The following is a 26,307-nucleotide window of genomic DNA, read 5'->3' as shown; positions in this document are numbered from 1 at the left end:
CTGGATGGAATTCAAGGATTACTACGCCACCCTGGGGGTGGAACCGAGTGCGGGTGATGCGGAGATCAAGACCGCATACCGCCGGCTGGCACGCAAGTACCACCCGGACGTCAGCAAGGAGGCCGGGGCCGAAGACAGGTTCAAGGCGGTCAATGAAGCCTATGAGGCGCTGCGCGATCCGGAAAAGCGCGCGGCCTATGACCAGCTGCGCGCGCAGGGCTACCGGCCGGGCGAGGAATTCAATGTGCCGCCGAACTACGGTGGTGGTGGCTTCAATTTCGAGGAAGTGTTCGGCGGTGGTGGCCCCAATGGCGGCTTCAGCGACTTCTTCGAGAGCCTGTTCGCCCGCCAGCGCGGTGGCCAGGGACCGGGCGCGGGATTCAGCAGCCAGGGGCATGCACCCAACCGCGATACCCGCGCCAAGCTGTCGGTGCCGCTGGAGGCCGCCTACAACGGTGACAGCCTGCGCATCACCGTCAACGGCAGGCAGCTGGATGTGCGCGTGCCCAAGGGCATCCGTCCCGGCCAGGTGATCCGTCTGGCGGGGCAGGGCAACCACGGTGGCAACCTGCTGCTGGAGGTGGAGTACGCCGCACACCCACAGTTCGAGGTCGATGGCCGCAACATCCTGTATTCGCTGCAGGTCACGCCCTGGCAGGCAGCGCTGGGCACCAGCATCAGCGTGCCCACGCTGGGCGGCGCGGTGGAGCTGAAGATTCCGGCCAATTCCGAAGCCGGTCGCAAGCTTCGCCTGCGCGGCCGCGGCCTGCCGGGCAATCCCGACGGCGATCAGATCGTCGAGCTGGAGATCATTGCCCCGGCCGCCACCGACGAAGCGCAGAAGAAGGCATACCGCAACCTGGCCAAGGCCTTCGGCGAATCAATCTGACGTCCTGTGCAGCGCCCTCGGTGAATCAACCCAGGGGTAGCGCCGGGCCATGCCCGGCGGCTCCTGACCCGCTGCGCTCGCCGGGCATGGCCCGGGGCTACCCGCGCATGCTGCGGCTTCAGCCCTGCCCGGCGAACACCCGCTCCAGCACCTCGGACAGCTCATCTTCCGAGAACGGTTTGGTGATGTAGGCCTTGGCGCCCTGGCGCATGCCCCACATACGGTCGGTGTCCTGGTCCTTGGTGGTCACCAGGATCACCGGGATGTGCCGGGTCGCCTCGTCGCGGGCGAGGGTGCGGGTCGCCTGGAAACCGTTGAGGTTGGGCATGACCACGTCCATCAGCACCAGATCGGGCAGCTCGGCACGGGCGGCTTCCACCCCGGCGGCGCCATCTGTGGCGGTCAGGATCTGGTGCCCGAGCTTCTCGACGATGCGCTGTATCCCCAACAGCTGCGACGGTGAGTCGTCGACGATCAGAATGCGTGCCATGTTGTTCCCCAGGTAATGCCCGCAGTGTAGTGCGGGCGGATTACCGGCGGGAGGGCGGCGCCTGCCGTCCGTCGCCTGCCTGCAACGTTCAGTCGATCCGTACCACCGTGCGTCCCAGCGAGCCGCCGGCCAGCATGCGCTCGAACACCGCCGGCAGCGCCTCCAGGCCGACTTCCGCCGTACAGATCTGCTGCAGATGCTGCGGCTTCCAGTCGTCGCCCAGCCGCGCCCAGACGGTTTCGCGCAGGGCGCGTGGCGCGTTGGCCGAAGAAACGCCCAACAGCGATACGCCACGCAGGATGAAGGGCATCACCGTCATGTCCAGCTTCGGGCTGGCGGCGAGGCCCGCGCTGACCACGCTGCCGTAGGGCACGGTCTGCGCCAGCAGGCTGGCCAGCATGTCGCCGCCGGCATTGTCCAGGCCCCCGCCGAAGCGCCCGGTCTGCAACGGGCCGGTATCGGCCAACGCCTCGCGTGGCAGAACCTCGCTGGCGCCGATGTCGCGCAGGAAGCGGGCCTGCTCCGGCTTGCCGCTGATGGCGTGCACGGTATAGCCGGCGCGGCTGAAGATCGACAGCGCCAGGGCACCCACGCCACCGCTGGCGCCGGTCACCGCCAGCGGGCCCAGATCCGGGGTCTGCCGATTGTCCTGCAGGCGCAGCAGCGCCAACGCGGCGGTGAAACCGGCCGTGCCCAGCACCATCGCCTCGCGCGGGCTGAGCCCGGGCGGCTGCGCGATCACCGCACTCGACTCCAGCCGCACGTACTGGCTGTAGCCGCCGTCGCGGGTTTCGCTCAGGCCGCAGCCGGTGGCCAGCACGGCGTCGCCCTCGCGCCAGGCGGGGTCGGTGGAGGCCACGACCGTGCCGGCCACATCGATGCCGCCCACCAGCGGGAAGCGGCGCAGGATCCGGCCCTTGCCGGTGCCGGCCAGGGCGTCCTTGTAATTGACCGAGGACCACCGGGCGCGGATCAGCACCTGCCCGGGGTTGAGGTCGTCGACCCCCAGCCGGGTCAGGCCGCTGCGGTAGCCGGCGTCGTCGCTCTCGATGCGGAAGGCGGTGAACGGGGTGGTGGGGACCATCGGCGTGCCTGACTTCGAGGAAAACGCCACCTTACCCCGTTCGCCCCCTTTCGATCCTGCCGATCCGCCCCATCTTGTATGATCGGTGATGGTTCACGGCTGGCGCCGCGGGAAGGGCCCGCGCCGCAGCCCATATCTTGATGGAGCGTGCATGGCCTGGAATACACCCGGCGGCAACAAGGGCGGACAAGGCCCCGAGGACAATCGACGCGGGCCGTTCGGGTCGCGCGGCGGTGGCAATGGTGGTGGCTGGGGCGGGCTGCCCGGGCCGTTGAAGGATCTGTTCGATGGCGGCATCGTCCGCTGGGTGGTGGCAGCCCTGGTGCTGCTGGTGCTGTTCTCCAGCTTCCAGCTGATCGGCGAGCAGCAGCGTGGCGTGGTGCTGCGCTTCGGCCAGTTCTCGCGCATCCTGCAGCCCGGACCGAACTTCAAGCTGCCGTGGCCGATCGAGTCGGTCACCAAGGTCAACGCGACCGAGATCAAGACCTTCTCGATCCAGGTTCCGGTGCTGACCCGCGATGAGAACATCGTCAACGTGTCGTTGAACGTCCAGTACCGCATCGATGATCCGCAGCAGTACCTGTTCGGCACGGTCGATGCCAACCAGGTGCTGGAACAGTCCGCCCAGAGTGCCGTGCGCGAGGAAGTCGGCCGTGCCGATCTCAACGCCGTGCTGAACAACCGTGGACCGCTGGCCGCGGCTGCCGAGGAGCGCCTGCAGGCGCTGCTGCGCGCGTTCAAGACCGGCCTGACCGTCACCGGCCTGACCCTGCAGGACGCCCGTCCGCCGGAGGAAGTGAAGCCGGCCTTCGACGAGGTCAACGGTGCGCAGCAGGTCAAGGAACGCCTGATCAACGAAGCCCAGGCCTACGCTGCCAAGGTCGTGCCGGAAGCACGAGGCCAGGCCTCGCGCGCCCGTACCACCGCCGAAGGCTACAAGCAGGCCGTGGTGTCCAAGGCCGAGGGTGATGCACAGCGCTTCAGCCTGCTGCAGGCCCAGTACAAGGATGCGCCGGACGTGACCCGCAAGCGCCTGTGGCTGGAAACGGTGCAGCAGGTGCTGAGCGAGAACCGCAAGGTGATCGGCGGCGATGGCCGCCAGCTGATCTACGTGCCGATGACCGGCGATACCCGTCCTGCGACGTCGGCCTCCGGCGTGCCGAATCCGGACGTGGTGATGCCTTCGTTGCCGGGTACCACGGCAGCGGAACCTTCCCGTGACCCGGGCCGGCCCACAGGCCGCCCGACCGGGCGACCGAGCGGCCGTGAGGAGGGCAGCCGATGAAGAGTCCAATCTGGATCGCCGTGATCGTGGCGGTGGTGCTGGGCCTGCTGGGCTCGGTGTACGTGGTCCGCGAGGACCAGACCGCCATGGTCCTGAACCTGGGCAAGGTGGTGCGCTCGGACATCAAGCCGGGCCTGCACTTCAAGCTGCCGATCGTGGAAACGGTGAAGGTCTTCGACCGCCGCTTCCAGGTGCTTGATACCGCCCCTGCGCGTTACTTCACCGCCGAGCAGAAGGACGTCAGCGTCGACTTCTTCGCGATCGGCCGCATCTCCAACGTGGGTGACTACTTCCGCGCCACCGGCGGCGATCCGCGCATCGCCAATGCCCGCCTGGCACCGATCATCACCGACTCGCTGCGCAACCAGATCAACTCGCGCACCCTGCAGCAGCTGGTGTCCGGCGACCGCACCGAGCTGATCAACGAGCAACGCAAGAACATCAACGAGGCGGTGGCGGGGCTGGGCATGCAGATCATCGATCTGCGCATCAAGCAGGTCGATCTGCCGACCGACAGCCAGGTCATCAACGACGTGTATGAGCGCATGCGCGCCCAGCGCAAGCAGGAGGCCGCCAAGCTGCGCGCCGAAGGCGAGGAACAGTCGCTGACGATCCGCGCCCAGGCCGACCGCGACAGCACCGTGCTGATCGCCGAAGCCGAGCGTGATGCCCAGCGCCTGCGCGGTGAAGGTGATGCCGATGCCGCGCGCATCTATGGCAAGGCCGGTTCTGCCGATCCGGCGTTCTACGCCTTCTACCGCAGCCTGGAGGCCTACCGTGGCTCCATGACCGACGGCAACGGCGTGATCGTGCTCGACAAGAACGACCCGTTCCTGCAGTACCTCAAGAGCGATCGCTGAGGTCGCACGCACTACCCACGGGGCCCGGCCAGATGCCGGGCCCCGTGCCATTTCTGGAGTTCCCGATGAAAGACCTGTTCGCGGCCGTGTGCCTGGTCGCGGTGCTGGAAGGCCTGTTCCTGTTCGCGGCCCCGCTGGCCTGGAAGCGCATGGCCGAGCGCCTGCTGGACCTGCCTGGACCGGCCCTGCGCAGCTTTGGCGGCCTGATCCTGCTGGCCGGCCTGAGCCTGCTGTGGTGGGCACGGCATTAGCAGCGGGTCATGTTCCTTTCCGCAGGAAAGGGATCTGACCCCGTTTCGGGCCCCTGACCGCTGGGTGAAGCCGTCCGTCGGAAAGGTGGCACCCGACCCCGGAAACCCGGATAATGCACAAAAGCCGGACGGGCCTCCCCCGTTCGGCTTTTTCCGTGTCTGGGCCATCCATCGCCGGCCGCTCCCCGTTTGGAGCCGCCATGACCGCGCTGGCCACCCCCGCCACGGTTTACCCGTCCGCGGCCCCGATGGCCGCAACAAATCGAGGAGCCCGTCATGGGTCAGTCTGTCGTAGTGTTGGGTGCCCAGTGGGGCGATGAAGGCAAGGGCAAGATCGTCGATCTGCTCACTGAGGAAATCGGCGCGGTCGTGCGCTTCCAGGGCGGCCACAATGCCGGCCACACGCTGGTCATCAACGGCAAGAAGACCGTCCTGCACCTGATCCCGTCCGGCATCCTGCGCGACGACGCACTGTGCCTGATCGGCAACGGCGTGGTGATCTCGCCGGCCGCGCTGCAGAAGGAAATCGCCGAGCTGGAAACCTCCGGCGTGGAAGTGCGTTCGCGCCTGAAGATCTCCCCGGCCGCGCCGCTGATCATGCCGTACCACATCGCCCTGGACCAGGCGCGCGAACGCGCTGCCGGCGGCAAGGCGATCGGCACCACCGGGCGTGGCATCGGCCCGGCCTACGAAGACAAGGTGGCACGTCGCGGCATCCGCATCGCCGACCTGCATTACCCCAAGCAGCTGGAAGAACTCCTGCGCACCGCGCTGGATTACCACAACTTCGTGCTGACCAAGTACCTCAACACCGACGCGATCGACTTCCAGAAGACCTACGACGAGGCACTGGCCTTCGGCGAGTACGTCGAGCCGATGAAGTCCGACGTCGCCGGCATCCTGCACGACCTGCGCAAGCAGGGTAAGCGCGTGCTGTTCGAAGGCGCGCAGGGCGCGCTGCTGGACATCGACCACGGCACCTATCCGTACGTCACCAGCTCCAACACCACCGTCGGCGGCGCACTGGCCGGCGCCGGCGTGGGTGCCGATGCGATCGACTACGTGCTGGGCATCGCCAAGGCCTATGCCACCCGCGTCGGCGGCGGTCCGTTCCCGACCGAACTGGACGATGAGATCGGCCAGGGCATCCGCGACCGCGGTGCCGAGTACGGCGCCTCGACCGGCCGTCCGCGCCGCTGCGGCTGGATGGATATCGTCGCGCTCAAGCGCGCCGTGGCCATCAACGGCATCAGCGGCCTGTGCATCACCAAGCTGGACGTGCTGGACGGCATGGAGAAGCTGAAGGTCTGCATCGCCTACGAATACCGCGGCAAGCGTACCGAGTACGCGCCGCTGGACGCGCAGGGCTGGGAAGAGTGCACCCCGGTGTACCTGGAGTTCCCGGGCTGGAGCGAGAACACCCACGGCATCACCCAATGGGATGACCTGCCGCCGGCCGCGCGCGCCTACCTGCGTTCGCTGGAGGAGCTGGCGGGCTGCCCGATCAGCATCGTCTCGACCGGCCCCGATCGCGACCACACCATGGTCCTGCAGGATCCGTTCGCCTGAGGTAGCGCCGGGCCATGTCTGGCGTGGTGGTAACGCTGTTCAATTGAAAAAAGAGCGCCGCGACTCCCTGTGGGGTCGCGGCGCTTCAGTTTGGGCCGGTTTCATCTGTCGGCGGTGGCGCTGTCAAGTGCAGCCACGGAAGCCGACACCATGACCGCTCGCAAGACCCCGCCGTTCCATGTTGTTGAGCCCATCAACGACGACGCCAATCCCGCCGACGATCTCAGCACGTTCCAGGGCTGCCTCACCCGCATCCGTGATGGCGAGGGCTCCGATGGCATGTTGTGGCCGGAGGAGAACCTGTCCGACGGACGACGTCAGTCCTTGGCGCGGATCGACCGTGCGGCCGTGGGCATCCTCACCGCGGTGGAGATGCTGCATGCGGCCAACCGTTGCGCCACCATGGCGACGCCGCGCAGGCACCTGGACGAAGGTGGGGTGGAAGGGCTGTTCTTCGCCTGCCGCGAACTTGCCGAGCTGGTCTGCAGAGAAGTCAGGCCGGCCTGACCCCCTTCCGCATGTGCGATGCCTGGCCTCGCCATCTGGCGAGGTATCGGGTGGGTTCACGCGCTTCAGACTGACTTCCACGCTGGCGCGCGTTCGGGCGTGCCGGGCTCCGGCATCACCCGTGCTGGAATCGGTTGAGTCCGCTGGAATTGCCGCCTCGTACTTCGGCTATGGGCGCGGCGACGCACGTCCGCGCGGGCGTTCCTGGCTGCGGCTGACCGTGCTGGAGGTCTGTGGCCGTTCTTCTTCTGGCAGCCCCTGGCACTGCTGTTACTGCTTGCCGGTGGCGGGCTGGCGACCGCCAGCATCGCGCTGCGGCGGTGGCGACGCCGGTAGGCCGGGCCATGCCCGGCGGGGTACTTGTCAGATACCCAATACGGCTAGGATCGTGCCCAAATCGGGCATCACTGCGACTGGCTCTGCCACGCGGCACACGCGCTACCCTCCCGCCTGCAACAGCGGGTACGGATTGATCGATTCCCCCTTCCACCACTGCTTCTCCGGCCCCAGCACGTGCACTTCGAAATGCAGGTGCGGGGCCTCGGCGCTGGCGTTGCCGGTGCTGCCTACGTAGCCAATCACCTCGCCACGCTTGATCACCTGCTTTTCGGCCAGGCCATCGGCATAGCGTTGCAGGTGGGCGTAGTAGTAGCACCAGTGCCCGCTCGGCTCGAACTGGTAGATCGTCAGCCCCCCACGCTTGCTGTCGAACAGCTTTTCCACCGTCCCATCGGCCACTGCCAGCACCGGAGTTCCTGCGTCGGCCATGATGTCGATTGCATCATGCACGCGCCCTTCGCTGCGGGCATCGGTGAAGGTATCGCGCAGCTGCGAAGGCAGTACGCCCTGCACCGGCAGCAGCAGGCCGCTTGCCGCATCGGTGGCGCTGGACGGCGGCACCGCCGTGGGAGCCGCAGCGCCCACACGCGGCGTCGCAGCCGCAACCTCCGGCGCCGCAGCCACCGCAGGTGGTGCTGCAGGCCGGGCAACCGCTACTGGCTCACCCGCATCGCGGCGCAGCCACCAGCCCATTCCCACACCCACCAGCACGCCCAGCACGATCAACTGCGAAAGTCGCATCGGTTCACTCCTGCATCACCACGGGGACAGAGGTATCCACCGCATCGGCCACGCGCAGTGCATCCCAGTTGGTCATGCGCACGCAGCCATGCGATTCAGTCTTGCCGACATGCCCGGGTACCGGCGTTCCGTGCAGGCCATAGTGGGGTTTGGACAGATCGATCCAGACCCGGCCGACCGGATTGTTCGGACCGGGCGGCAGCGTGGCCTTCTTCTCGCCTTTGCGCGCATCCCAGAACAGCTTGGGGTTGTAGTGGAACGGCGGGTCGCGATGGACGCCGAGAATCTTCCATTCACCGATCGGCAGCGGATCGTGCTGGCTGCCGGACGAAACCGGCACCTGTGCGATCACCTTGCCCTGCGCATCCAGCAACTGAAGAGTGGAATCGGACTTGTCGACCACGATCTTCGCCGCCTTCGGCAATGCCGCGGGGGCGATGTTGGGCACCTGGATACGGCTGCCGGCCTTGGCCAGATCGACGCCGGGGTTGAGCAACTTCAGAAGGGCAGGGGACGCGTGGAAGCGTTCACCGAGCGCTTCCTCGACGCTGCTGTAACCCAGCGACTTCAGCTTTGCCTGTGCGGCGGGTTTCTTGGGAATGGACTGGAACGGACCGGCAACATCCTCGGCCGTCAGCGTGTAGTTGGCCAGCGGCGCGATCGTCTCGGCCTGGAGAGCCTCCCAGGTGCTGTCGTCCAGCTCTCCGCTCACCGTCAGGCCGTGTGCCGCCTGGAAGCCGGCCACGGCCCGATGCTGGTTGCTGCCGACTTCACCGTCGATCTCGCCCGGGGAGAAATTGGCGCGATCCAGCAACACTTGGGCGTGCAGCGGCGAGCGGGCTGCTGTATCGGGTCCGGCCTTCTCGGCAATGGGCTCCGGCAGCTGGGCCGGCGGCGGTACCTGCGCGAAGGCGGGCGACACCAGCAAGGACAGGGCGAGCAGGGCGGGGCGGTACACGGGCATGAAGATCTCCGGCAGATGGCAGCTCCACCCTGCCCGCAGAGGCTGCGCAGCCTCCGTGAAAGCAACCTGATGCCGGCATGAGCAGGGCAGCCCCGGCGTGGCTCAGGCCCTTGTCGCAGAAGTACGGGGCGGGGCCTCACCAAGGTGAACGGCTGCCGACGCCGGTGCTTGTTGCCGATCAAGATTGCCGGTGGCGCGGCCGATACGGGCGCATCCCCCCGTTTTGGATGTACCCATGGATTACTTGAGGAATGTCAGGGTTGCCTGGCGTCTTGGGCTGGGCTTTGGCCTGTTGCTGCTGCTGGTCGCCGCGGTGGTGGCCACCGGCGCCACCGCCAGTGTCGTGCAGAAGCGCGCGATGCAGCAGGTGGTCGACGTCAGTGTGGCCAAGGTACGCCTGCTGTCGCAGATGCTCGATGCCAACAACCAGATGATGGTAGTGCGCCGCGAAATGCTGATCCGCCAGGGCGAAGAGCGCGGCAGCGACGAGAAGCGCATTGCCGACCTGGTCAAGCGCTACGAGGCGGATTGGTCCGCCTATCAGGCCCTGCCGGGCGATGCAGAGGGCAAGGCCATCGCTGAAACCATCGCGGCCAAGCGCGCCCTTGCGCGCCCGCTCAACAAGCAGACCAGCGAACTGATGGAGCAGGGCGACTACCCCGCTGCCGTGGCACTGACCCTGGGGCCGGTGCAGGAAGCGGCCAACGGCTGGAACAAGGCGTTGTCCGAGGGAGTCGACTTCGAAGAGAAGGAAAGCCGCGAGGCCGCCGCCGAGGCGATCCGCCTGGGTGAACGCAGTCTGCTGCAGTTGCTGGTGCTGGGAGGCGTGGCCCTGCTGGTCGGCATTGCCGCCTCGGTGATGATCGGTCGCAGCCTGACCGGTCCGCTGGCACGCGCGGTGAACCTGGCCGAGCGCCTGTCCAAGGGCCAGCTGGACCAGGAATTCCGCCTCGGCGGCCGTGACGAGCTGACCCGGCTGGGCGAGGCGATGGCCAGCGTGCGGCAGAGCGTGCAGGCCGCCATCGGGGCGCAGATGCACATGGCCGAGCAGCACGAGGCGGGTGCGATCCGCTACCGCATGGACGCCAGCGCGTTTCCGGGCGATTTCGGGCGCATGGTGCAGGCCACCAACAGCCTGGTGGAATCACACGTGCAGGTGGAACTGCTGATGGCCGAGGTCATGCAGCGCTATGCCATCGGCGACCTCAGCCGCGACCTTCCGGACTATCCCGGCGAGAAGGGTACGCTGACCCGCACCCTGGCCGCAGTGAAACAGAGCCTGCTGGCAGTCAACACCCAGATTGACGACCTGGTCCGCGCGGCGCGCGCCGGAGATTTCAGCGTGCGTGGGGATGCCAGTGCGTTCCAGTATCAGTTCAGGGCGATGGTCGAGCAGCTCAACGGCATGATGGCCAGTTCGCAGGCCAGCATCGCCGACGTCTCCGATGTGCTGCGCGCGGTCTCCGGGGGCGACCTCACTGCGCGCATGGACGGTCACTACGACGGCGTGTTCGCCCGCATGCGCGACGATGCCAACACCACCACAGCCCAGCTGACCGGCATCGTGCGCGGCATCCAGGACGCTGCCGACAGCATCAACACTGCCGCGCAGGAGCTCGCCGCCGGCAACAGCGACCTGTCGCGCCGTACCGAACAGCAGGCCGCCAACCTGGAAGAAGCGGCGGCATCGATGGAAGAACTGACCTCGACCGTCCGCCAGAATGCCGAGCTGGCCCGCCAGGCCGACAGCGAGGCACACGCTGCCGGCGCGGCGGTGCGGGCCACCGAACAGGCAATGGCACAGATGGCATCTGTGATGGGAGAGATCGATCAGTCCTCGGCGCGCATCTCGGAAATCTCCACGGTCATCGATGGCATCGCCTTCCAGACCAACATCCTGGCCTTGAACGCTGCGGTGGAAGCTGCCCGCGCGGGTGAGCAGGGCCGCGGCTTTGCCGTGGTCGCCAGTGAAGTGCGCACGCTGGCGCAGCGTGCGGGCATCGCCGCCAAGGAGATCAAGGAACTCATCGAAGAGGCGGCAGGCAAGGTGCAGAGCGGTCTGGCGGTTACGGTCGAGTCGGAAGCAGCCATTGCCCGCTTGGCACAGGCCAGCGCACGCACCAACCAGCTGATGAGTGACATCGCTGCGGCGAGCAAGGAACAGGCGGCCGGCATCGAACAGGTCAATCAGGTGGTGGTGCAGATGGATCAGGTGACCCAGCAGAATGCCGCACTGGTGGAAGAAGCCACTGCCGCCAGCCGCGCGCTGGAAGAGCAGGCCAATGCGCTGACCGCGTCGGTCGCGGTGTTCCATATCGAGCAGAGCGGTGCAGTCCGCACGGTGGCAGCACGCGCGGCCTGACCGTCGGCAGCCGCCTGCAGGCCCGGGCCGCCACGTGTTCGCGCGTGGTGGCCGGTCAGTCCTGCATGCGGCGGATGCGGCCGTCCTCGATCTTCCAGATCACGTCCTTACCCGTGGAGACGTACAGCGGCGAGCGGGCCCACAGGCTCCAGAACACATGGATCTCGGTCGGTGTCGGGTCCTGCAGATGGGTGATGAACATCGCCGCACCGGGTGGCGCACGCTTCAGCTGGATGCAGCTGTGGGTGAAGGCGCGGTGGGAGACGATCCGGCCGCGGGCGATGTCGAGACGATGCGTGCCGCCCAGCGGAACTACGGCAGGATCGGTGGTGGCGGGCAGCAGGTAGACCGTCCACGCATCGGCGGCCGTACCGGGCGCCGGAAGAACCACGCTGTTGTAGGTCTGCGCGCAGGCGTCGAAGGCGCTGTTCAACGCCAGCGCCCGTGCGGCGGCAGCGCCGGCCTGGTAGGTCGTTGGCGCCGCTGGAACATCCAGAGTCTCGGTTGCGCCGGTCATCCTTCCCTGCGCGTCGGTGGCGGCCCTATACAGGACCACTGCGCCGTCGCCGATCATGCTGACTTCGTAGTGGCTGCCGCGCTGTTCGGTTATCCAGCCCCTTACCCGGGTGTCGCCGCGCATGCCCTGTTCGAGCAGGGCGTCGGTTGCGCGCTCGGCCGCCAGGTCGTGCTCGAACATCTGCCGGCCACGCGCTTCAGCCTGTGCGACGGCCTGCGCGGTACCCACATCGTCCGCTGGCGCGGCGGGAGCCCGCGCATTGCCGGAAACGGCCGGTGACGCGGCGCAGAGCCACGCCAGCAGCCCCAACATGCCAGTCCATCGTTTCATGGCCCTTTCCTCCGCTCTGCGCCCTGCGGCACCGTGGAGTATGCCGCAGGCCGGTGGTCTACCGCGCGCCACCTTTTTCGGCGATGCTCGCTGAAAAGGGGAGCGGGCATGGACAACAGGGAACCGGAAGGGACCTATGGCGATGTGCCGCGGGTGCAGGGCATCGAGGTGGCTGCGGCGCCACCGGAGCCGGAAGCAGCGACCGACTGGTCGATGCTGCCGCTGACCCGTGGTGATGATGACTCGGCGGTGATGCAGGCGCTGTCCCGCATGCGCCGTGAGCCGGCACTGCTGTTCACCACTGCCTATCTGCTGCTGTCGCTGCTGGGGCTGTGGTGCAGCTTCTGGTTCTACCGGGGATTCGAGCTGTCGATTCTGGATTACCTGCAGCCCAGCGATTTCCTGGTGGCCGGCATCCGTGACCCGGCCTATGCACTGCTGCTGGCTGCGGGCGTGCTGCTGGTGCTGCTGGTGAGCTGGCCGGACACGCTACGGATGCGCAATGCGGCCAAGCTCGAGCAACTGCGCGCACGCAACTGGGCATGGCGGGCGGTGCTCATGCGCTCGGTACTGACCAGCTGGGAGGGCGTAGGTCTGCGGCCGCTGACGGCGATGACCCTGGCCGTGGCCGCTTTCATGGCCATCGGCGCGGCCAACTACGTGCAGGTGCGGGGGCAGCAGATCCGCAACGAGGGACGTGGGGAAGTGATCCGCCTGCAGTTGAACGGCGACGCGGCGCCCTTGCCTGGCACCGCGCGCCTGCTGGGCTCCAGCAGCGCATTCCTGTTCGTCTGGTGGCCGCAGCAGCGACGGGCCGAAGCGATTCCGATCGCTGCGGTGCGCAAGCTGCAGGCGGTGGCCGTGGCGGCACCCGCGCCCAAGGGCCGGGCCGGCGATTGACTGAGCCGTGGCGCCTCCGGGTGCTCATGCTGCCCGGCGTGCGCCACGTCACCGTGCAGGGCCGCAGGCATCGTGTGCCCGCTGCGCTGCCGGGTGCATCTCAACCGCCTGCGCGGGTCCGCGCGGCCTTCTTCGCGGCGGTCGAGCGTGCCGCCTTCTTTGCCGCCCGGGTTGCCGCTGCCTTCTTCGCGGCCGCACTGCGCGTGCTGGCGGTGGACTTCTTCGCGGGCGCTTTCTTCGCGGCAGTCTTCTTTGCGGCCTTCTTCGCCGGTGCTTTTCCCGCAGTGCTCTTCGTTGCGGCCTTCTTTGCCGGTGCTTTCTTCGCCGCCTTCTTCGCAGTCTTCTTGGCGCCCTTGCGGGCACTGCCACTGCGCTTGCCTCCGCCATCCTGCTTGTTCACGGTGGCCCACGCGATGCGTTCGGCGGTGCTTTCACTGGCACCACGCTCGCGCTCGCTTTCCTCGATGTGTTCAGCCTGGCGCTTTTGCTTGTCGGTATAGGCGGATTTGTCTCCACGGGGCATGACACGTCTCCTTGCAGGCGATGGGGGTGAGGCCGTCAGGCCAGTTGCCGCAGCTTCGGTTCGCGGGCCCACTGGCGGGTGGCGGCGACGGCGAGGAAAGCGCCGGCATCGCCCGCGTCGACGATGCCTGCATCCTTGCCCACGCGCGCCGCCTTGAGCAGCATCCGGCCTCCTTCATCGCTGCCGATGGCCTTCAGGTGTGCCCACGCGGTGCTGGCAAATTCCAGCCCCGCACTGTCGCTGGACAGCCGCTTGCCGGCCTCCTCGCTGAGCACGATCGCGACCGCATCGAACACCGCCGATGGAGTCCCCGCCAGTTGCCCGTCGGCCGCTTGCAGCTTGCCGTTGCTCAGGGTGGCGCCGCCCACCTTGGGAGCCACCAGCTTCACCGCGGCGCCGGCCTTCTCTGCGGCCTTGCGCAGGCTGCTGATGACACCGGCATCGGAGCCTTCATCAAACAGGATGCCGATGCAGCGCCCTTGCAGGGTGGGTTTGTTGCGGCCGATCACGCGGACTTCCGGTGCGGGGGGCATGTCCTGTGCCGGCGTAGCAGTGGGCGCCGGGTCGGGCAGGGCGGGCAGCGCCAGTCCTTCCGCTACCCGCTGCGCGAGGGTTTCGTCGATGTTGCGCAGGTGGCTGACGGTACGAACCCGCACCTTCAGCGTTTCCACCTTGGACAGCTCGAATACCAGTGCCGAGGCCAGATGTGCCTGCTCGGGTGCTTCCAGGCTGCGGAAGAACATCCGTGCCTGGCTGTAATGGTCGGCGAAGCTCTCGGCACGCGTGCGCCCCTTGCGGCCGTCATCCGCGCTGGCATGGCTGCGGAATCCGGCCGGTGTCTCGCGCGGGCTGTCGTCCTCCAGCGAACTGGGGTCGTAGGCCACGCGGCCCTTGGGCACCTGCATCTGCATATGCCCATCGCGCTGGTGGTTGGCAAACGGGCACTTTGGCGCATTCACCGGGATCTGGTGGAAGTTGGGTCCGCCCAGGCGGATCAGCTGGGTATCCAGGTAGGAGAACAGCCGGCCCTGCAGCAGCGGGTCGTTGCTGAAGTCGATGCCGGGCGGCACGTTGGCCGGGCAGAAGGCCACCTGCTCGGTTTCGGCGAAGAAGTTGTCCGGCCAGCGATCCAGCACCATGCGCCCGATCACCTTCAGCGGCACCAGCGATTCGGGAATGATCTTGGTCGGGTCCAGGTGATCGAACGGAAATGCATCAGCCTCCTCTTCCGTGAACAGCTGCACCGCCAGTTCCCATTCGGGGAAGTCGCCACGCTCGATCGCCTCGAACAGGTCGCGCCGATGGAAATCGTTGTCCGCGGCCTGCAGCTTCAACGCCTCGTCCCACACCGTGGACTGGATGCCCAGCTTCGGCCGCCAGTGGAATTTGACGAAGGTGGAGTCGCCGGCCTCGTTCAACAGGCGGAAGCTGTGCACGCCGAAGCCTTCGATCATGCGCAGCGAGCGTGGAATGGCGCGGTCGCTCATCGCCCACATGATCATGTGCATCGATTCGGGCATCAACGAAATGAAGTCCCAGAACGTGTCGTGCGCGCTCGCTGCCTGCGGGAACGCGCGGTCCGGTTCCATCTTCACCGCATGCACCAGGTCGGGAAACTTCATTGCGTCCTGGATGAAGAACACCGGGATGTTGTTGCCCACCAGGTCCCAGTTGCCTTCAGGGGTGTAGAACTTCACCGCGAAACCCCGCACGTCGCGGGGGGTGTCGACCGACCCGGCACCGCCGGCCACGGTGGAAAAGCGGGTGAACACCGGAGTCTTCTTTCCGACTTCGCCAAGGATGCGCGCACGGGTGTACTTGGCCAGCGAGTGAGTGAGTTCGAAATAGCCGTGGGCGGCGCTGCCACGGGCATGCACGATGCGCTCCGGGATGCGCTCATGGTCGAAGTGGGTGATCTTCTCGCGGAGGATGAAGTCCTCCAGCAGGGTGGGGCCTCGTGGGCCCTGGCGCAGCGAGTTCTGGTTGTCGGCGACGGGGATGCCCTGGGCCGTGGTCATCGGGGGGTGCGTGCCGCCGGCGTGCAGGTGCAGTTCGTCGCCGTCGCCACGGCGATGGTCGGGGGAGGGGGCGGGTGCGCGCTTGCCGGAGGGCTTGCTGGCGGCCATGGGTTCAGGTCCTGTAGCGGGGAAGTCAACCTCTACCCTCGCGCGCCAGACGTTAAGCCCCGGTCCCGCGCAGGTGATCGCGCGGACAAGGGCGCCTCGGCTATGCTTGGCGCATGCGAGTCGAGCCCGCCGACATCGAAGCCCTGTTCGACGCCATCCCGGACGTGCTGTTCTTCATCAAGGACCGCCAGGGCCGTTACACCCACGTCAACCAGACCATGCTGCGGCGGCTGGGCCTGCGCGCGCGCAAGGACGTGATCGGGCGTACCGCGGCCGAGATCTACCCGACCGGCCTCAGTGCGGACTATGTCGACCAGGACGCACGCGTGCTGTCCGGCGAGGTGATCGAGAACCTGATGGAGCTGCATCTGTTCGCCAACCGCGAGCCGGGCTGGTGCCTGACCTGCAAGCGGCCGCTGGTGGTCGACGGCAGCATCGAGGGCCTGATCGGCATCTCGCGCGACCTGGGCCAGAAGGACAGCCTGGGAACCCAGTACGAGCAGCTGCGGCTGGCCCTGGCCCATCTCAACGCGCATTACGCCGAGAACGTGCGCATGCAGACATTGCTGGACATCACCGGGTTCTCGCTGTCCAAGCTGGAGCGCAGCTTCCGCAAGGTGTTCCAGATGACCCCGCAGCAGGTGCTGACGCGGCTGCGGATCCAGATGGCCATGCATCTGCTGCATGGCGACGACAGCATCGCCTGCATCGGCCAGGCCTGCGGGTTCAGTGACCAGAGCGCGTTCACCCGCAAGTTCAAGGCCGAAACCGGTTTCTCGCCGCGCGCCTACCGCGCCCGCATCGGCGAGCCGGCGCTGGCCTGAGCGGCCTGCTGCACTGTGCCTATCCCCACAGGCGCGGGACAGGGTAAGGTGACGCCCCTGTAGCCGCCGCCCACTCCTGCCGATGCCCGCCAGCCCCGTTACGCCTGCCTCGCCCTCCCGCCTGGGCCATTCGCTCAAGCCACGCCAGCTGATCATGATGGGGTTGGGCAGCGCCATCGGCGCGGGCCTGTTCCTGGGCTCCGGTGTGGGCGTACAGGCGGCCGGCCCGGCGGTGCTGGTGTCGTACCTGGTGGCCGGCGCACTGGTGATCATCGTGATGAACGCACTGGGCGAAATGGCGGCGGCCAAGCCGACCAGCGGCGCGTTCTCGGTCTATGCCGCCGACGCCATGGGCGCCACGGCAGGGGCGACTGTCGGCTGGCTCTGGTGGGTACAGCTGGTGATCGTGATCGCCGCCGAGGCCGTGGGAGCGGCGGGCCTGCTGGCCACGGTCTGGCCTGCCATTCCGGTGCCGATGGCCGCCCTGGCGTTCATGCTGTTCTTCACCGCGATCAACCTGCTGGGGGTCAGGAATTTCGGTGAGTTCGAGTTCTGGTTCGCCATTCTCAAGGTGGTGGCGATCCTGGCGTTCATCGCCATCGGTTTCGCGCTGCTGATGGGCTGGCTGCCGCAGGTGACCTCTCCGGGACTGAGCAACTTCACCGCACACGGCGGTTTTGCACCGCAGGGCCTGGCCGGTATCGGCGCAGCCCTGCTGGTGGTGGTGTTCGCCTTCGGCGGCACCGAGATCGTGGCCGTTGCCGCGGCCGAGACCGAGGATCCCGAGCGCAGCATCGCCCGCGCCATCCGTACCGTGGCCTGGCGCATCCTGGTGTTCTACATCGGCTCGCTGAGCGTGATCATCGCCGTGGTGCCGTGGACCAGCGAAGCGCTGAAGTCGCCGTTCGCCGCGGTGCTGGATGCGGCCCGCATTCCGGGGGCGGGCACGGCCATCACGCTGATCGCAGTGATCGCCCTGCTGTCGGCCCTCAACGCCAACCTCTACGGCGCGTCGCGGATGATGTATTCGCTGGCGCAGCGCCGCGAGGCACCGGCCGTGCTGGGCTGGACCGACCCGCGGCAGGTGCCGGTGATCGCCGTTCTGGCCAGCGTACTGTTCGGGTTTGCCGCGACGGTGATGGAACTGCTGTTCCCGGACAAGGTGCTGCCGGTACTGCTGAACATCGTCGGCTCGACCTGCCTGCTGGTGTGGACGCTGTCGCTGCTTTCTCAACTGGTGCTGCGCCGCCGTGCGGACCGCCTCGGCTCGCGCCTGCCGTTCCGCATGGCCGGTTTCCCGTGGCTGACCTGCTGCGCCCTGGCGATCCTGGCACTGATCTTCGGCCTGCTGCTGAGCGAGGCGCATACGCGCCTGCAGTTCCTGTCGATGGTGGCCCTGACCGCCACGATCGCGGCCGGCAGTGCGATCGCGCGCCGCATGCGCGAGGCCTGATCCGTACAGCCGAGCGTGGGCTTGGCTCTACAGCGGGCATACATTCTGCGTGCCATCCTGTTCGCGGGGCCGTCATCGGCCCGCTGAACTGGAGCACCCCATGCTGCGCAGTCGTCCGTTCCTGATGTTCACCGGCCAGGCCGAGGCGGCCCTGGCCCTGTACGCCGAGGCGTTCGCCGATTTCCGGCTGCTTGCCCTGCAACGCCATCCCGACGGCGCAGGGGCGGGAGTGCCCGGTCAGGTTCGGCAGGCGACCTTCATGCTCGGCGGCACCAACTATCTGTGCTTCGACAGCCTGGATGTGCACGACTTCACCTTCAGTCCGTCGATCTCGCTGTTCGTCGAGTGCGGTGGCGCCGAACAGTTCGAGCGCGCGGCGCGCGTGCTGGGCGAGGGCGGGCACTGGCTGATGCCGGTGGGCGACTACGATTTCAGCAATCGCTACGGCTGGGTGCAGGACCGGTTCGGTGTGTCCTGGCAGTTGAGCCTGGGGCAGATGCCGGATCCGTGATCGGTTCAGCCGCTGCGCTCGCCGGGCATGGCCCGGCGCTACCGTAAACGAAAACGGCCCGCTTGCGCGGGCCGTTCCGTCAATCACGCTTCGACTTCATCATCCTTGTAGGCGTCGACCGGGATGCAGGCGCACATCACGTTCTTGTCGCCGTAGACGTTGTCGACGCGGGCCACCGGCGGCCAGTACTTCTGCAGCTTCAGGCTGGGCAGCGGGAAGGCGGCCAGCTCGCGCGGGTAGGCGTGGGTCCACTCGCTGGCCGTCACCGCGGTGGCGGTGTGCGGCGCGTTCTTCAGCGGATTGTCCTCGCGGTCCAGGCGTCCATCCTCGATCGCACGGATTTCCTCGCGGATCTGGATCATGGCATCGATGAAGCGGTCCAGCTCATGCAGCGACTCGCTTTCGGTGGGCTCGACCATCAGCGTGCCGGCCACCGGGAAGCTCAGCGTCGGCGCGTGGAAGCCGAAGTCGATCAGGCGCTTGGCCACGTCCTCGGCGCCGATGCCGCTGCTCTTCTCCAGCGGGCGCACATCGAGGATGCACTCATGCGCCACCAGGCCATTGCGGCCGGTGTACAGCGTCCTGAAGTGCGGCGCCAGGCGCTTGGCGATGTAGTTGGCATTGAGCTGCGCGACCTGGGTCGCCTTGCGCAGGCCCTCGCGGCCCATCATCGCGATGTACATCCAGCTGATCGGCAGGATCGAGGCGCTGCCGAAGCTGGCGGCGCTGACCATGCCGACGGGGCCGTTGTCACCCAGCTTGCCCGGCAGGAACGGGGCCAGGTGCGCCTTGACCGCGCACGGGCCGACGCCCGGGCCGCCGCCGCCGTGCGGGATGCAGAAGGTCTTGTGCAGGTTCAGGTGGGAAACGTCCGAACCCCACTTGCCCGGCTTGGCCACGCCGACCAGGGCGTTCATGTTGGCACCGTCGGTGTACACCTGGCCGCCGTGCTTGTGGATGATCTCGCAGATCTCGACCACCTCCTCCTCGAACACGCCGTGCGTGGACGGGTAGGTCATCATGATCGCGGCCAGGCGGCCGCTGTACTTCTCGGCGTTGAGGCGGATGTCCTCGACATCGACGTTGCCGTTGGCATCGGTCTTGGTGACCACCACCTTCATGCCGCACATCTGTGCCGAGGCCGGGTTGGTACCGTGGGCCGAATCCGGAATCAGGCAGATGTCGCGATGCTCCTCACCACGCGAGCGGTGGTAGGCGCGGATCGCCAGCAGGCCGGCGTACTCGCCCTGTGCACCCGAGTTCGGCTGCAGGCTGACCGCATCGTAGCCGGTGCATTCGACCAGCATCGCTTCCAGCGACTCGATCAGTTCCTTGTAGCCCAGTGCCTGGTCGGCCGGCACCAGCGGATGGATCTGCGAGAACTCCGGCCAGGTCACCGGGATCATCTCGGCGGTGGCGTTGAGCTTCATGGTGCACGAGCCCAGCGGGATCATCGTGCGGTCCATCGCCAGGTCCTTGTCGGCCAGTGAACGCAGGTAGCGCAGCAGTTCGTGCTCGCTGTGGTGCGTGTTGAACACCGGATGGGTCAGGAACGCGGACTGGCGCAGCAGCCCGGCCGGCAGCGCGTCGGCGGTGCTGGCATCCAGCGCATCCACATCGGCTTGGGCACCGAAGACGGCGGCCAGCGCAACCACATCGGCGCGGGTGGCGGTCTCGTCCAGGCTGATGCCGACCGAGTCGCTGTCGATCGCGCGCAGGTTGTAGCCGGCGGCGCGCGCCTTGGCGTGGATCTCATCGGCGTGCACACCGGTGACGTGCAGGGTGTCGAAGAAGTCGCCAGCAACCTGCACGCCGGCCTTGCGCAGTGCGGCGGCCAGGATCGCGGCCAGGCGGTGCGTGCGGCGGGCGATGCGGGTCAGGCCTTCCGGACCGTGGTAGACGGCGTACATCGAGGCCATCACCGCCAGCAGGACCTGTGCGGTACAGATGTTGGAGGTGGCCTTCTCGCGGCGGATATGCTGCTCGCGGGTCTGCAAGGTCAGGCGGTAGGCCGGGTTGCCCTGCGCATCGATCGAGACGCCGATCAGGCGGCCGGGCATCGAGCGCTTGTAGGCGTCACGGCAGGCCATGAACGCCGCGTGCGGGCCACCGAAGCCGAACGGCACGCCGAAACGCTGGCTGTTGCCGACCACGATGTCCGCGCCCCATTCGCCCGGTGCGGCGAGCAGGGTCAGCGCCAGCAGATCGGTGGCCACGGCGACCAGGCCGCCGCGTGCATGCACGGCCTCGACCAGTGCCCGGTAGTCGGCCACCTGGCCGAACGTATCCGGGTACTGCAGCAGCACGCCGAAGCTGTCTGCTTCCAGCGCTTCGGCCGGCGTGCCGACGCGCAGCACGATGCCCATGGGCTCGGCGCGGGTGCGCAGCAGCTCCAGGGTCTGCGGGTGCACGGCATCGTGCACGAAGAAGGTGTCCGACTTCGACTTGGCCGAACGCTTGGCCAGGGTCATCGCTTCGGCCGCTGCGGTGGCTTCGTCCAGCAGCGAGGCGTTGGCGATCTCCATGCCGGTGAGGTCGGCGCACAGGGTCTGGAAGTTGATCAGCGCTTCCATGCGGCCCTGCGAGATCTCTGCCTGGTACGGGGTGTAGGCGGTGTACCAGGCCGGGTTTTCCAGGATGTTGCGCAGGATCACGTTCGGCGTGTGGGTGCCGTAATACCCCTGGCCGATGAAGCTGCGCAGCACGGTGTTCTTGTCGGCGATCGCGCGGATCTTCGCCAGCGCCTCCACTTCGGTGATCGACTCCGGCAGCGCCAGCGCTGCCGGCGACTTGATCTTGGCCGGCACGATGGCATCGGTCATCGCATCCAGCGACGCGTGGCCGACGACGTCGAGCATCTGCGCGATCTCGGCGTCATTGGGGCCGATATGGCGCTCGACGAACGCACTGTGGTGCTCGAGCTCACGCAGGGAAGGGGTGTTCTGGGACATGGCGAAGGATCCGTCAGGAAAGGGCACACGCACGGGCACAAGCCGCCGGATGGCGGGCTGCGGGGCGCCCCTCTGTCCTTTTGCCTGAGAGTTTGGAAGCGCGGCTGGCCGCAGCTTCGTGCCCCTTCGGCGCCGGATCGAACCGGTCTCTCCAGAGTTGTGTTGCGGGTGGTATCGGGCCTGAGCGATTACGGGCGTTGCGCCTTCGGCAGCGGTGTTCCGCTTCTCCCACCGTGTTGCCCGCCGATTATAGCCGGTTATGGCCTGCTGCCGGGGCCGCCCGGGCAGCGCCGGCGCCTGAATGGCCGGTGGCCCGGGGCATGCGTTTTGTGCGGTGCTGCATGGCATCGGGCGAATTCCCCGCCTATCATGGGCGGATACCCGAATTCATCTGGCGCCGTCCCTGCTGCAGCGGGACCGGCGCCCGCCGTGCGTGCCGCGCATGGCCTTGCCGGACACCGTTCACATGACCGCCGCTGTTGCTCCGTCCACCCGTCGCATGGCCCTGCTGCTCGCGGGCCTGGCCATGTTCGGCCCGTTCTCCATCGACACCATTTTCCCGGCCTTCCCGCAGCTGGCCCAGCGCCTGGCGGTGGATGAGGTGGCCGTCCAGCAGACCATCAGCGTCTACCTGCTGTTCTATGGCCTGATGAGCCTGGCGCACGGGCCGCTGTCCGATGCCTGGGGCCGCAAGCGGGTGATCCTCGGTGGCCTGGTGGTATTTGCCGGGGCCTCGGTCGGCTGCGCGCTGTCCACTGACCTGCCGACCCTGCTGGCGTTCCGCGCGCTGCAGGGCCTGTCGGCGGGCGTGGGCATGATCGTCGGCCGCGCGGTGATCCGTGACCTGTACCACGGCCATGACGCCCAGCGGTTGATGAGCCAGGTCTCGATGCTGTTCGGCATCGCGCCGGCCATCGCCCCGATCATCGGTGGCTGGATTCTGCTCAGCGGTGCCGGCTGGCCGCTGATCTTCTGGTTCCTCGTGGTGTTCTCGCTGCTGCTGCTGGTGGCCACCGCGCGCTTCCTGCCGGAAACGCATCCGCCGGAGGCGCGGGTACCGCTGTCGCCGCGCGCACTGCTGCGTGACTATGTGCGCATCGGCTTCAACCCGCGTTTCCTGCGCCTGGCACTGGCCGGCAGCATCGGCTTCGGCGGCATTTTCCTGTACATCGCGTCCGCGCCGGTGTTCGTGATGCAGCACCTGCATCTGGGCGAAGGCGACTTCGCCTGGCTGTTCATTCCCACCATCGGTGGCATGACGGCCGGCGCGTTCCTGTCCGGGCGCATGGCCGGGCACACCACGCCGACCCGGCAGGTGACCATCGGCTTCTCCCTGTGCGCGCTGTCGACACTGCTCAACGTCGGCTACGTGGTGCTGGCGCCGCAGTTCGCGCTGCCGTGGGCGGTACTGCCCATTTTCCTGGGCGGCATGGGCATGGCGCTGATCTTCCCGATCCTGGCGCTGGCCGTGCTCGACATGTATCCGCACCAGCGCGGCCTGGCCTCGTCGCTGCAGGCCTTCGCGCAGCTGATGGTCAGCACCGTGGTGGCCGGCGTCGTGTCGCCCCTGCTCAGTGCCAGCCCGCTGCATCTGGCGCTGGGCCAGGCCGGCTTCTTCGCCGCCGGGTTTGTGTTCTGGTACTGGGAGCATCTGCGCGAGCGCACCGCCCAGGCGACCTGCACGGAGGCGTGAGCCCACGGCGGCGACGGCTCGCGGGCTGCGCCGCGGCGCGCGCCAGGCGACGTGAAGCGGCGCAACGGCCGGGGTGCGTTATCCTTGCGCCCCCCACGCAGCGGTAGCGCCCATGTCCATCTCCTCCAAGATCCGCCGCGACCAGCGCCGCCGCAAGGAAGCGCAGGCCGCCAGCCGCGCCGCTGCGCAGGCTTCGCCCGTGGAGCCGCACGCCGAGCTGCGCGACCCGCAGCGCACCCTGCTGGCCGGTATCGTCCGTCGCGACGGCGAGTGGGTACTGGGCATGGATGGCCGCATTGCCGGGCAGACCCACAGCGCGGCACACGTGCTGGCGATGATCATGCAGGCGGGCGAGCTGCATGAGCGCAGCGGCACCCCGGTGCGACTGATGTACTCCGACGCGCTGCGCGACGCCGCGCAGGCCGAAGCGCAGGCACAAGGGCAGACGTTCGAGGAATTCAAATCCGCGCTGGCCGCGCAGCTGGCCGCGAAGAAGGGGTAGCGCCGGGCCATGCCCGGCGAACGCAGCGGTGCGATCAAGGCCGCCGGGCATGGCCCGGCGCCACCGGAACGAAAGGGGCGGATCCTCGCGGATCCGCCCCTTTTCTCATTTCGCCACCGGGGCCGCAGCGCTGGCCTGCCAGCCGCACATCTGGCCTTCGTTCTGCTGCTTGAGCCACTCATTGACCGGGCTGAAGTACTCGATCATCGGGCCGGCATCCAGCTTGTCGGTGCCGGTCAGCTCCTTCAGCGTGGCCTGCCACGGCTGGCTGGCGCCCTTGCTGAGCATCGCCCAGTACTTCTGGCCGGCTTCCTTGTTGCCGTAGAAGGTGCACTCGTGCAGCGGGCCCTTGTAACCCGATGCATCGCACAGGCCCTTGTAGAACTGGAACTGCAGGATGCGGGCGAGGAAGTAGCGGGTGTACGGCGTATTGCCCGGCACGTGGTACTTCGCGCCCGGATCGAAGAACTCCTCGCCGCGGGTGCTGGCCGGGGCAACGCCCTGGTATTTGGCCTTCAGGTCCCACCATGCCTTGTTGTAGTTGTCGGCGGTGATCGATCCATCAAACACGCCCCAGCGCCAGCGGTCGATCATCAGGCCGAAGGGCAGGAATGAAACGCCCGACAGCGCCATGCGCATCTGCGCGTTGATCACGGCCTCGCGGCTTTCCTGCGGTGCATCAACGAGACCGATCGAATTCAGGTACTTGGGCGTCATCGCCAGCACGATCGTGTCGCCGATTGCTTCGTGGAAGCCATCGTTGGCGCCGCCCTGGAACAGGGGCGGCAACGGGTTGTAGGCCAGGTCGTAGTAGATGTGGCCCAGCTCGTGATAGATGGTGGTGAAGTTCTCTTCGTTCGGCTTGATGCACATCTTGGTGCGCACATCGCCTTCCATGTTCATGTCCCAGGCGCTGGCGTGGCAGACCACGTCACGGTCGTCAGGCTTGATGAACTGGGTCTTGTCCCAGTACGACTGCGGCAGCGAGGGCATGCCCAGCGACACGTAGAAATCCTGTGCGCGCTCGGTCATCTGTTTCGCGGTACGCAGTTCGGCCTCGCGCTGGGCCCTGTACTGGCCCGCGACGCTGGCATCCCTGCCAGCCTTGGCCAGCGCAGCACTCAGGTTGGTCTGGTACTGCTTTTCCAGTGCGGCGGTGATGTCCAGGCTTCCGGCACCGGGATAGGGCTCCAGCTGGTCCCACAGGTTGGACCAGTCCTGCTGCCACATGTTGCCCAGCAGGTGCGCGGCGATCAGGCCATTGCCCACCTCGGCCTTGTCCTTGCCGTAGGTCTTGTCCAGCTTGCCGCGCGCGTAGCAGTGCAGCTGCTCGTACATCGGCTTGACCTGCTCCCACAGGCGGTCGGTTTCCGGGCCGATCTGCTCCGGCGGCATGTCATAGCCGCTGCGCCACATCTGCCCGGCATCGGTGAAGCCCATGCCCTTGGCGCCTTCGTTCACCAGGCTGACGAACTTCTGGTAGTCGCCACGCATGTTCCGCGTGGTGCTGTGCCAGCCCTGCCAGGCATCAAGCTGCGCGTCGTAGTCGCGGCTGCGTGCCAGCACCTGTTCCAGTTCCCCCAGCTGGCGGCAGGAGGCCGGGTCGTTGGCATCGGTGCAGTACTTGCCGGCACCGTAGCTGCCCTCCATGCGGGTGGCGATCTGGGTCAGCTCGGCCAGCTTGGCCGGGTCGCGCGGTGCCGGCATCGAGGACATCAGCTTCAGCAGATGGATCGCACGCTTGCTGTCTGCGCTCATCGGCTGGCCCTCGAACTTCGCGGCCTGCTCGATCCAGCTGTTGAGCTGGGTCAGCGAACGCTCGTTGGCCTTGGCCGCGATGCGCTCCGAATCGCTGTTGATGTAGGTGGAGGACAGCCACTGCGCCGAGGTCATCTCCGGATAGGCGGCCTTGTATTCGGCATTGATGCGGGCAACGAACTGGTCGGCGGTCTCGCCGGCCGGTGCGCTGCTGCCGGCGGTCTCGGCGCCGGGGGACGCTTCCTTCTTGCAGGCAGCCAGGGCCAGCGTGGCGGCGGCGACAGCAGCGGCCAGCAGGAGATGACGGTGTTTCACGGGCGGTCCTTGGGTGGTGAACGACGGCCGAAGGCTAGTGGGCGCGCGTGCCCACCGCAAGTGGGGAAGGTTGGTGGGGTTCGGCAGGGCTTGCAGCCCTGCACCCGCAGAAGCAACTGCGACGGCAACGGCCGGAGCAAAAGCGGGTTTCCTGTGAGTCGGCGGGGTGGGGCCGGTTGCGGGGGACGCCGTAAATACGTCCCTGTAGGCTCGGTCGCGCCATCCATGGCGCTCACGCCCCCGCAACCGGACCCACCCCGCCTTCGACAGTTGGCCGCGATCTGTCGGAAATACTCTCGGGGTCAGATCCGTTTTCCGCAGGAAAACGGATCTGACCCCGGAATTTCACCTACCAACAGCGGAGTGAACCTGTCGAAGGCGGGGCACTGTGGGTTTGCGGGGTGTGAGCGCCATGGATGGCGCGACCAAGGCTACATGGACGTACTTGCGCCGTCCCCGCGAACCCACAGTGCCCCGCCATCCCACGGAATGCCGCTTCGGCTTTTGACGTTGACGTTGCCTTGGCTTCTGCGGGTGCAGGGCTGCAAGCCCTTCCGCCCCCG

The 26,307-nt window shown here is 67.4% G+C and carries 22 protein-coding genes, 1 pseudogene and 1 riboswitch; of the genes and pseudogenes, 14 read left to right on the top strand and 9 right to left on the bottom strand.

Annotated elements, in window-relative coordinates; genetic code table 11:
• Positions 1 to 4: 4 nt before the first annotated feature.
• Entirely contained in the window at positions 5 to 889 is an 885-nt protein-coding gene (locus ACX9OW_RS10305; protein WP_253118636.1) for a DnaJ C-terminal domain-containing protein, read from the top strand.
• A gap of 118 nt (positions 890 to 1,007) precedes the next feature.
• Here ACX9OW_RS10305 and pilH read toward each other — a convergent pair whose 3' ends face one another.
• Both pilH and ACX9OW_RS10295 read right to left on the bottom strand, forming a co-directional pair.
• Positions 1,008 to 1,379, bottom strand: a complete 372-nt coding sequence (pilH, locus tag ACX9OW_RS10300; RefSeq protein WP_053518630.1) for a twitching motility response regulator PilH — start codon at positions 1,377 to 1,379, stop codon at positions 1,008 to 1,010.
• Positions 1,380 to 1,467: 88 nt separating this feature from the next.
• Positions 1,468 to 2,463: a YhdH/YhfP family quinone oxidoreductase gene (locus ACX9OW_RS10295; RefSeq protein ID WP_253118637.1), complete on the bottom strand. Its 996-nt coding sequence runs from the start codon at positions 2,461 to 2,463 to the stop codon at positions 1,468 to 1,470.
• Positions 2,464 to 2,614: 151 nt separating this feature from the next.
• On the opposite strand from ACX9OW_RS10295, the gene hflK reads away from it, so the two are divergent.
• From hflK to ACX9OW_RS10265, 6 genes and pseudogenes are all read left to right on the top strand, one after another.
• Positions 2,615 to 3,748, top strand: a complete 1,134-nt coding sequence (gene hflK / locus ACX9OW_RS10290; RefSeq protein WP_074899529.1) for an FtsH protease activity modulator HflK — start codon at positions 2,615 to 2,617, stop codon at positions 3,746 to 3,748.
• Positions 3,745 to 4,608, top strand: a complete 864-nt coding sequence (gene hflC / locus ACX9OW_RS10285) for a protease modulator HflC (RefSeq protein WP_065182643.1) — start codon at positions 3,745 to 3,747, stop codon at positions 4,606 to 4,608. The genes hflK and hflC overlap by 4 nt, the downstream gene beginning before the upstream one ends.
• A gap of 65 nt (positions 4,609 to 4,673) precedes the next feature.
• Positions 4,674 to 4,859 carry a DUF2065 domain-containing protein gene (locus ACX9OW_RS10280; RefSeq protein WP_053518621.1) on the top strand — a complete coding sequence of 62 codons (186 nt, stop codon included), beginning with the start codon at positions 4,674 to 4,676 and terminating at the stop codon, positions 4,857 to 4,859.
• A 276-nt stretch (positions 4,860 to 5,135) separates the two neighbouring features.
• Positions 5,136 to 6,428 (top strand): adenylosuccinate synthase, encoded by a 1,293-nt coding sequence (locus ACX9OW_RS10275; protein ID WP_053518619.1) that lies wholly within the window; start codon positions 5,136 to 5,138, stop codon positions 6,426 to 6,428.
• Positions 6,429 to 6,578: 150 nt separating this feature from the next.
• Entirely contained in the window at positions 6,579 to 6,935 is a 357-nt protein-coding gene (locus ACX9OW_RS10270) for a hypothetical protein (protein ID WP_340043882.1), read from the top strand.
• Between the two features lie 72 nt (positions 6,936 to 7,007).
• Positions 7,008 to 7,271, top strand: a pseudogene (locus ACX9OW_RS10265) (hypothetical protein); the annotation flags it as partial.
• Positions 7,272 to 7,373: 102 nt separating this feature from the next.
• On the opposite strand, the gene ACX9OW_RS10260 reads toward ACX9OW_RS10265, so the two are convergent.
• Together ACX9OW_RS10260 and ACX9OW_RS10255 are read right to left on the bottom strand one after the other, a co-directional pair.
• Positions 7,374 to 8,015 carry a M23 family metallopeptidase gene (locus ACX9OW_RS10260; protein ID WP_065182645.1) on the bottom strand — a complete coding sequence of 214 codons (642 nt, stop codon included), beginning with the start codon at positions 8,013 to 8,015 and terminating at the stop codon, positions 7,374 to 7,376.
• A 4-nt stretch (positions 8,016 to 8,019) separates the two neighbouring features.
• Positions 8,020 to 8,979, bottom strand: coding sequence for a L,D-transpeptidase family protein (locus tag ACX9OW_RS10255; protein WP_414488319.1), 960 nt, complete (start codon positions 8,977 to 8,979; stop codon positions 8,020 to 8,022).
• A 235-nt stretch (positions 8,980 to 9,214) separates the two neighbouring features.
• On the opposite strand from ACX9OW_RS10255, the gene ACX9OW_RS10250 reads away from it, so the two are divergent.
• The gene (locus ACX9OW_RS10250) at positions 9,215 to 11,341 is read left to right on the top strand and encodes a methyl-accepting chemotaxis protein (RefSeq protein WP_459062237.1); all 2,127 of its coding nucleotides are present in this window, start codon (positions 9,215 to 9,217) and stop codon (positions 11,339 to 11,341) included.
• Between the two features lie 55 nt (positions 11,342 to 11,396).
• Here the strand turns inward: ACX9OW_RS10250 and ACX9OW_RS10245 are convergent, their stop codons facing one another.
• Positions 11,397 to 12,188 (bottom strand): hypothetical protein, encoded by a 792-nt coding sequence (locus tag ACX9OW_RS10245; protein WP_459062236.1) that lies wholly within the window; start codon positions 12,186 to 12,188, stop codon positions 11,397 to 11,399.
• A 108-nt stretch (positions 12,189 to 12,296) separates the two neighbouring features.
• On the opposite strand from ACX9OW_RS10245, the gene ACX9OW_RS10240 reads away from it, so the two are divergent.
• Positions 12,297 to 13,088, top strand: a complete 792-nt coding sequence (locus ACX9OW_RS10240) for a hypothetical protein (RefSeq protein WP_459062235.1) — start codon at positions 12,297 to 12,299, stop codon at positions 13,086 to 13,088.
• Positions 13,089 to 13,188: 100 nt separating this feature from the next.
• Here ACX9OW_RS10240 and ACX9OW_RS10235 read toward each other — a convergent pair whose 3' ends face one another.
• Positions 13,189 to 13,611 (bottom strand): hypothetical protein, encoded by a 423-nt coding sequence (locus ACX9OW_RS10235; protein WP_262218598.1) that lies wholly within the window; start codon positions 13,609 to 13,611, stop codon positions 13,189 to 13,191.
• 35 nt (positions 13,612 to 13,646) lie between these two features.
• The gene (locus ACX9OW_RS10230) at positions 13,647 to 15,737 is read right to left on the bottom strand and encodes a catalase (RefSeq protein WP_459062234.1); all 2,091 of its coding nucleotides are present in this window, start codon (positions 15,735 to 15,737) and stop codon (positions 13,647 to 13,649) included.
• A 113-nt stretch (positions 15,738 to 15,850) separates the two neighbouring features.
• Between ACX9OW_RS10230 and ACX9OW_RS10225 the strand changes: the two genes are divergently transcribed.
• The 3 genes from ACX9OW_RS10225 to ACX9OW_RS10215 all read left to right on the top strand — a co-directional run bounded on the left by ACX9OW_RS10225 (position 15,851) and on the right by ACX9OW_RS10215 (position 18,525).
• The gene (locus tag ACX9OW_RS10225) at positions 15,851 to 16,561 is read left to right on the top strand and encodes an AraC family transcriptional regulator (RefSeq protein ID WP_053519032.1); all 711 of its coding nucleotides are present in this window, start codon (positions 15,851 to 15,853) and stop codon (positions 16,559 to 16,561) included.
• Between the two features lie 82 nt (positions 16,562 to 16,643).
• Positions 16,644 to 18,014, top strand: a complete 1,371-nt coding sequence (locus ACX9OW_RS10220; protein WP_065174823.1) for an amino acid permease — start codon at positions 16,644 to 16,646, stop codon at positions 18,012 to 18,014.
• A 100-nt stretch (positions 18,015 to 18,114) separates the two neighbouring features.
• The gene (locus ACX9OW_RS10215; protein ID WP_053519027.1) at positions 18,115 to 18,525 is read left to right on the top strand and encodes a VOC family protein; all 411 of its coding nucleotides are present in this window, start codon (positions 18,115 to 18,117) and stop codon (positions 18,523 to 18,525) included.
• An 83-nt stretch (positions 18,526 to 18,608) separates the two neighbouring features.
• Here ACX9OW_RS10215 and gcvP read toward each other — a convergent pair whose 3' ends face one another.
• A complete protein-coding gene (gcvP, locus tag ACX9OW_RS10210) occupies positions 18,609 to 21,476 on the bottom strand; it encodes an aminomethyl-transferring glycine dehydrogenase (RefSeq protein WP_459062233.1) in 2,868 nt (955 codons plus the stop codon).
• A 62-nt stretch (positions 21,477 to 21,538) separates the two neighbouring features.
• A riboswitch (glycine riboswitch) is annotated at positions 21,539 to 21,641 on the bottom strand.
• Positions 21,642 to 21,942: 301 nt separating this feature from the next.
• Here gcvP and ACX9OW_RS10205 point away from each other — a divergent pair.
• Positions 21,943 to 23,169 carry a multidrug effflux MFS transporter gene (locus ACX9OW_RS10205; protein ID WP_459062232.1) on the top strand — a complete coding sequence of 409 codons (1,227 nt, stop codon included), beginning with the start codon at positions 21,943 to 21,945 and terminating at the stop codon, positions 23,167 to 23,169.
• Positions 23,170 to 23,281: 112 nt separating this feature from the next.
• Positions 23,282 to 23,671, top strand: coding sequence for a hypothetical protein (locus ACX9OW_RS10200; RefSeq protein WP_128988008.1), 390 nt, complete (start codon positions 23,282 to 23,284; stop codon positions 23,669 to 23,671).
• Between the two features lie 105 nt (positions 23,672 to 23,776).
• Here ACX9OW_RS10200 and ACX9OW_RS10195 read toward each other — a convergent pair whose 3' ends face one another.
• Positions 23,777 to 25,744, bottom strand: coding sequence for a M2 family metallopeptidase (locus tag ACX9OW_RS10195; protein ID WP_164151614.1), 1,968 nt, complete (start codon positions 25,742 to 25,744; stop codon positions 23,777 to 23,779).
• Positions 25,745 to 26,307 lie beyond the last annotated feature (563 nt).

The sequence above is a fragment of the Stenotrophomonas genospecies 5 genome (genome assembly GCF_054473825.1).
Note: the sequence above shows the minus strand (reverse complement) of the source record. Positions and strands in the feature narration are given on the sequence as shown.

What these genes read in the sequence shown, in the direction of transcription:
- ACX9OW_RS10305 (WP_253118636.1), top strand. Translation starts at nt 5, where the DNA reads ATGGAATTCAAGGATTACTACGCCACCCTGGGGGTGGAACCGAGTGCG.
- pilH (WP_053518630.1), bottom strand. Translation starts at nt 1,379, where the DNA reads ATGGCACGCATTCTGATCGTCGACGACTCACCGTCGCAGCTGTTGGGG.
- ACX9OW_RS10295 (WP_253118637.1), bottom strand. Translation starts at nt 2,463, where the DNA reads ATGGTCCCCACCACCCCGTTCACCGCCTTCCGCATCGAGAGCGACGAC.
- hflK (WP_074899529.1), top strand. Translation starts at nt 2,615, where the DNA reads ATGGCCTGGAATACACCCGGCGGCAACAAGGGCGGACAAGGCCCCGAG.
- hflC (WP_065182643.1), top strand. Translation starts at nt 3,745, where the DNA reads ATGAAGAGTCCAATCTGGATCGCCGTGATCGTGGCGGTGGTGCTGGGC.
- ACX9OW_RS10280 (WP_053518621.1), top strand. Translation starts at nt 4,674, where the DNA reads ATGAAAGACCTGTTCGCGGCCGTGTGCCTGGTCGCGGTGCTGGAAGGC.
- ACX9OW_RS10275 (WP_053518619.1), top strand. Translation starts at nt 5,136, where the DNA reads ATGGGTCAGTCTGTCGTAGTGTTGGGTGCCCAGTGGGGCGATGAAGGC.
- ACX9OW_RS10270 (WP_340043882.1), top strand. Translation starts at nt 6,579, where the DNA reads ATGACCGCTCGCAAGACCCCGCCGTTCCATGTTGTTGAGCCCATCAAC.
- ACX9OW_RS10260 (WP_065182645.1), bottom strand. Translation starts at nt 8,015, where the DNA reads ATGCGACTTTCGCAGTTGATCGTGCTGGGCGTGCTGGTGGGTGTGGGA.
- ACX9OW_RS10255 (WP_414488319.1), bottom strand. Translation starts at nt 8,979, where the DNA reads ATGCCCGTGTACCGCCCCGCCCTGCTCGCCCTGTCCTTGCTGGTGTCG.
- ACX9OW_RS10250 (WP_459062237.1), top strand. Translation starts at nt 9,215, where the DNA reads ATGGATTACTTGAGGAATGTCAGGGTTGCCTGGCGTCTTGGGCTGGGC.
- ACX9OW_RS10245 (WP_459062236.1), bottom strand. Translation starts at nt 12,188, where the DNA reads ATGAAACGATGGACTGGCATGTTGGGGCTGCTGGCGTGGCTCTGCGCC.
- ACX9OW_RS10240 (WP_459062235.1), top strand. Translation starts at nt 12,297, where the DNA reads ATGGACAACAGGGAACCGGAAGGGACCTATGGCGATGTGCCGCGGGTG.
- ACX9OW_RS10235 (WP_262218598.1), bottom strand. Translation starts at nt 13,611, where the DNA reads ATGCCCCGTGGAGACAAATCCGCCTATACCGACAAGCAAAAGCGCCAG.
- ACX9OW_RS10230 (WP_459062234.1), bottom strand. Translation starts at nt 15,737, where the DNA reads ATGGCCGCCAGCAAGCCCTCCGGCAAGCGCGCACCCGCCCCCTCCCCC.
- ACX9OW_RS10225 (WP_053519032.1), top strand. Translation starts at nt 15,851, where the DNA reads ATGCGAGTCGAGCCCGCCGACATCGAAGCCCTGTTCGACGCCATCCCG.
- ACX9OW_RS10220 (WP_065174823.1), top strand. Translation starts at nt 16,644, where the DNA reads ATGCCCGCCAGCCCCGTTACGCCTGCCTCGCCCTCCCGCCTGGGCCAT.
- ACX9OW_RS10215 (WP_053519027.1), top strand. Translation starts at nt 18,115, where the DNA reads ATGCTGCGCAGTCGTCCGTTCCTGATGTTCACCGGCCAGGCCGAGGCG.
- gcvP (WP_459062233.1), bottom strand. Translation starts at nt 21,476, where the DNA reads ATGTCCCAGAACACCCCTTCCCTGCGTGAGCTCGAGCACCACAGTGCG.
- ACX9OW_RS10205 (WP_459062232.1), top strand. Translation starts at nt 21,943, where the DNA reads ATGACCGCCGCTGTTGCTCCGTCCACCCGTCGCATGGCCCTGCTGCTC.
- ACX9OW_RS10200 (WP_128988008.1), top strand. Translation starts at nt 23,282, where the DNA reads ATGTCCATCTCCTCCAAGATCCGCCGCGACCAGCGCCGCCGCAAGGAA.